Source organism: Micromonospora yasonensis (assembly GCF_026013475.1).
Classification (GTDB): Bacteria; Actinomycetota; Actinomycetes; order Mycobacteriales; family Micromonosporaceae; genus Micromonospora; species Micromonospora yasonensis.
On record NZ_JAPDPH010000362.1, the window covers coordinates 1 to 4176 of the forward strand.

Below are 4176 nucleotides of genomic sequence, written 5' to 3' on the forward strand. Positions count from 1 at the left end.
CCCGGTGGGGGAACACCGGGACCGCCGCCATGCCGTGACAGGGGGTGGGTCAGGGGCGCAGCCGCATCCGGACCAGGCCAGCCGTGGCCCGGGTCATCATGCCGCCGATCTCCTTCGGCGCCTTGCTCCGGCTCCACACCGCGTTCCGCGCCATCTTCGACGGGGAGGCGCTGAAACAGCGGTTCTCCGGGTTGCCGAACCCGAAGGAGGGCGGCAGGTAGTCGGCCGAGCCAATCTTGGCGAAGATCTGCGTGGCCCCGTCCTTCGCCGACAGCGTGCCGGCCTCGACCGCCTGGCAGGTCTGCCGGGTGAAGATGCCCAACTCGCTGAACTTCTCGCTCACCGGGAACGGCGAGCCCGGGTGCCGGCTGTCCTCCAACGCGAGGAAAACCTTGTCGTCGCCGCTGCGGGAATAGCGGAAGTAGGCATCCTCGATGACGACATTCCCGAGCATGGTGCCGAGCTGCCAGGTGCGGTTCACCGCATTCCACAAATCGTAGTCGCGGAACGAGACGAACGAGCTGTAGACGAGGTCGTCGTGGAAGTCGAACAGTCCCTGCTGGAGCGTCTCCAGGTACTCGAACCGCTCGGTGGACCAGTTGCCGTCCTTGGCGGCCGCGATCAGCCGCCAGGCCATGATGTTGATCAGTTCGAGGGTGTTCGTCATGCCCCGGGAGTAGAGCGGGTCGATGAAGCCGGCCGCGTGCGAGGTCAGGCAGAACCGGTCGCCCACGATCTGCTTCGCCGAGTACTGCAGCCGTCCGGTGGAGACCCACGGCCGGACCGGCTTGGCGTCTTCGAACTGCCAGGCGATGTCCGGGAAGCGGTTCAGGAACTGCCGGAACTCCTCCTCCGCGGGCAGGTCGGTCTTGGGGTGCACCCGGGGGTCGAGGGTCAGGCCGACGCTGACCAGCGGGTTGAGCGAGTCGGGGTGGTTGTCGAACGGGATGACCCACATCCAGCCGCCGTCGAAGACGTGGTGCAGCGTGCCGTGGTGCCACGGGTTCGGCTGGTCGTGGCCGCGCGCGGCGGCCGGCGACTGGTCGTAGGGGCGTACCCCGATCAGGTGCGTGAAGACGCTGCGCGAGTGCGTCCGGGCCCGGGTGGGTACCTCGCGCAGCTCGAACTTGTCGGCCAGCGGCGAGCGGAACCCGCCGGCGTCCACCACGTAGCTGGCCCGGAACTCCTCGCCCCGGTCCGAGCGCAGCACCGCGCCCTCGTCCGGGTCGATCTCCACGTCCACGATGCGGGTGTTCAGCCGGGTGTGCGCCCCGTACTTCACCGCGACCTGGAACAGGTACGTGTCCACGTCCTGGCGGAACAGGTGCGACTCGGTCCGCAGCATCGACGGGACGACCAGCTGGTTCGTCTGCCCGGGGTCCTGGGGGGAGCCCTCACGGTGGTAGACGAAGCCGAAGTTCTGCTTACGGCCGCAGTTGCGGGACACGTGCTTCTGCACGCCGCGGAAGCTGGACAGCGGCTTGATCTCCGGCACGCCGTAGCGGTCCGCGATGATCCGGGTCATCCCGGACGTGAAGGGGATGGTGGACTCCCCGATCGCGAACCGTGGGTGGGCGCCGGCGTCCAGCAGCAGCACCTTGACGCCGTTGCGGGCCAGCACCGCACCGAGCATGCCGCCAGCGATACCACTGCCGAGGATCGCCACATCGAACCGGTCGTCACGTCCCGATCCGGAGCTGTCGAGCGGCAATCTTCTCACCTCCTTCTCATCGGGAAACGGTGTGCGGGGGCCCGACGGCCGGCGGGCCTCATCCCGCCACCGCCATGTCCAGCACGATCTCTTCGGGCAGGTCCGCCCGGGTCTTGACGCCGAGCTTGCGGAACGTCCGGGTCAGGTGCTGCTCCACCGTGCTGACCGTGATGCACAGCCGGCGGGAGATCTCCCGGTTGGTGTGCCCGCGCGCGGCCAGCGCCGCCACCCGGCGTTCCGCCCCGGACAGCAGCGACAGCGCGGCCACCCGGCTCACCTGCTCGGCCGGGTCGGCCGGCTCGGGCCGGGCCGGGCCCGCCTCCAGCGGCAGCCGGCGCAGGATCGGCCGGGCGCCGCAGGCCCGGGCCAGCCGGGCGGCCGTCTCGACCAGCGGCCGGGCCCGCGCCGGACGGCCGGCCTGGTAGTGCAGGCAGCCCAGGTCGCCCAGTGCCTGCGCGAGCTGAGCCTGGTCGCCGCAGCCCCGGAGCACCTCGACCGCCTCGGTGAGCAGGTCGGCGCGCTCCCCGGGCGGGCTGACCGCGGCCAGCACCCGCAGCGACATGCCGCGGGTCCGCGAGGCCCGGGGACCGACCAGGGCCAACTGCTCGCGGGCCAGGGACCGGGCCCGCGCCACGTCGCCGGCGAGCAGATACGCCTGGGCCGCCTCGGCCCGCCACGGCACCAGCGCCGGCCGGTCGAAGCCCCAGGAGGTCATCAGCTGGCCGCAGGTGGTCAGATCGTTGAGCGCCGCGTGCGGGCGGCCGTTCTCCAGCTGGAAGCGGCCCCGGGCGTGCAGGTAGTACAGGCCGAACCGGCTCTTGAACATGCCCTCCGGCACCGGCATCTCCAGGTAGGTCGACGCCGCCTCCTGGTCGCCGGTGTCGGTGGCGGCCTGCACCAGGTTGGCCAGCGGCCCGCCGATGCACACGCCCCAGCTCTCCAGCGGCACCTGCTTGAGCGCCGCCTCGGCGAGCTGCCTGGCCAGCAGCGGGTTGCCCTGCCGCAGCGCGATGCTGGCGCGCAGCGAGGCGAACTCGGCCTCCCAGAGCGGCACCTGCCAGGCCCGCGCCTCGGCCAGCCAGTGATCGCACCAGCTCGCCGCGGCGGGCAGCCGGTCGGCGAACTGGAGGGTCGCCACCGCGCACATCAGCGCTTCCTGGGTCTTCTTGGTCAGCCGCATGGCCCGCATGCATGCCTCGGCGTCGGCCACCGCCTCGTCCTCGTCGCCGCCGGCGAGCAGCGACGACAGCGCGGCGGCGCTGCGTACCCGGGGATCGCGGGTGGGGCGGACGGCGCGCTCCGGGCGCAGCCGGTGGGAGACCAGCGCCGGGTACGAGGCGGCGAGGATCTCCCGGGTCGCCCGCAGCTCGGCCGAGCCGGCCGGGTCGTTCTCCTCGCCCCGGGCCACGATGCGCTCGATCGCCTCCGCCGCCTCGTCGGAGCGGCCGTGCCAGAGCAGGTACTTGGCCAGCATCAGCGCGTGCCGGTCACCGAGCCGCCCCTCGCGCAGCGCCTCGGCCAGCTCGCTCAGGTGCCGGACGCTCATCGACGGGTTCAGCAGCCAGGCGGCGCTGGTCAGCAGCGCCTTCAGCGGGACGCGCAGGCTGTCATCGGCGCAGATCCGCAGCGCCACCTCGACGCAGGCATACGCGTCGGCGGCCCGGTTCTCCACCAGGTGCCGCTCGGCGGCGGCGCGCAGCACCGGCAGCGCCCAGTCGGGCAGTGACCGGTCGGCGGCGACCAGGTGCCGGGCGACCCGGGTCGGGGGTGCGCCGTCGGAATACAGCAGCTCGGCGATACGCCGGTGCAGCCGCGCCCGCTCGTGTGCCGGGACGCTGGCCCGCAGCGCGGCGGTGGCGGCCGGATGCCGCAGCGCGCCCCGGTCCAGCAGACCGGCGGCATCCAGCGCGTCCAGCCCCCGCTCGACCGTGGCCGGCTCCTCGTCGTCGAGCAGGCGGACCGCCAGCGCGGCGCTCTCGGCGCCCTCGTCGAGCACGGCGAGTGCCTGGGCGACCCGCATCAGCACCGGCCGGCCGCGCAGCACGCAGCTGAGCACCGCGTCCCCGTACGCCTCGCCGACCCGGACCCGACCCCCGGCGGCGGGCGGCCGGTCGCCGTTGCGCTGGTCCTCGACGAGCGCCCGGACCAGCAGCGGGTTGCCCGCGCTGATCCGGTGGACCTCGCCGGCCAGCGCGGCGGCGGTGTCCGGGTCCAGGTGGCGGTGCAGCATGGTGGCCACCCCGGCGGGCGAGAGCCGCTGCAACGGGATCCGGCGGTAGCTGGGCAGCCGCAGCAGCTCGGCGCGCAGCCGCGGGTTGGTCGGTCGGGACAGCACGCACTCGGCGGCGACCAGCGCCACCCGGGCGTTGCGCAGCCGGCCGAGCAGCTGGATCAGCCAGTGCTGGGAGACCGCGTCGGCGAACTGCACGTCGTCGACGCAGATCAGCACCGGCACCCGCTCGGCA

2 protein-coding genes are annotated in these 4176 nt (G+C 73.1%); both read right to left on the reverse strand.

The window, feature by feature from the left end; genetic code table 11:
• Positions 1 to 49: 49 nt before the first annotated feature.
• The gene (locus tag ONA70_RS34995) at positions 50 to 1720 is read right to left on the reverse strand and encodes an NAD(P)/FAD-dependent oxidoreductase (RefSeq protein ID WP_265010766.1); all 1671 of its coding nucleotides are present in this window, start codon (positions 1718 to 1720) and stop codon (positions 50 to 52) included.
• Positions 1721 to 1769: 49 nt separating this feature from the next.
• On the reverse strand, positions 1770 to 4176 hold a 2407-nt coding region (locus tag ONA70_RS35000), incomplete at its 5' end, for a LuxR C-terminal-related transcriptional regulator (RefSeq protein ID WP_265010767.1).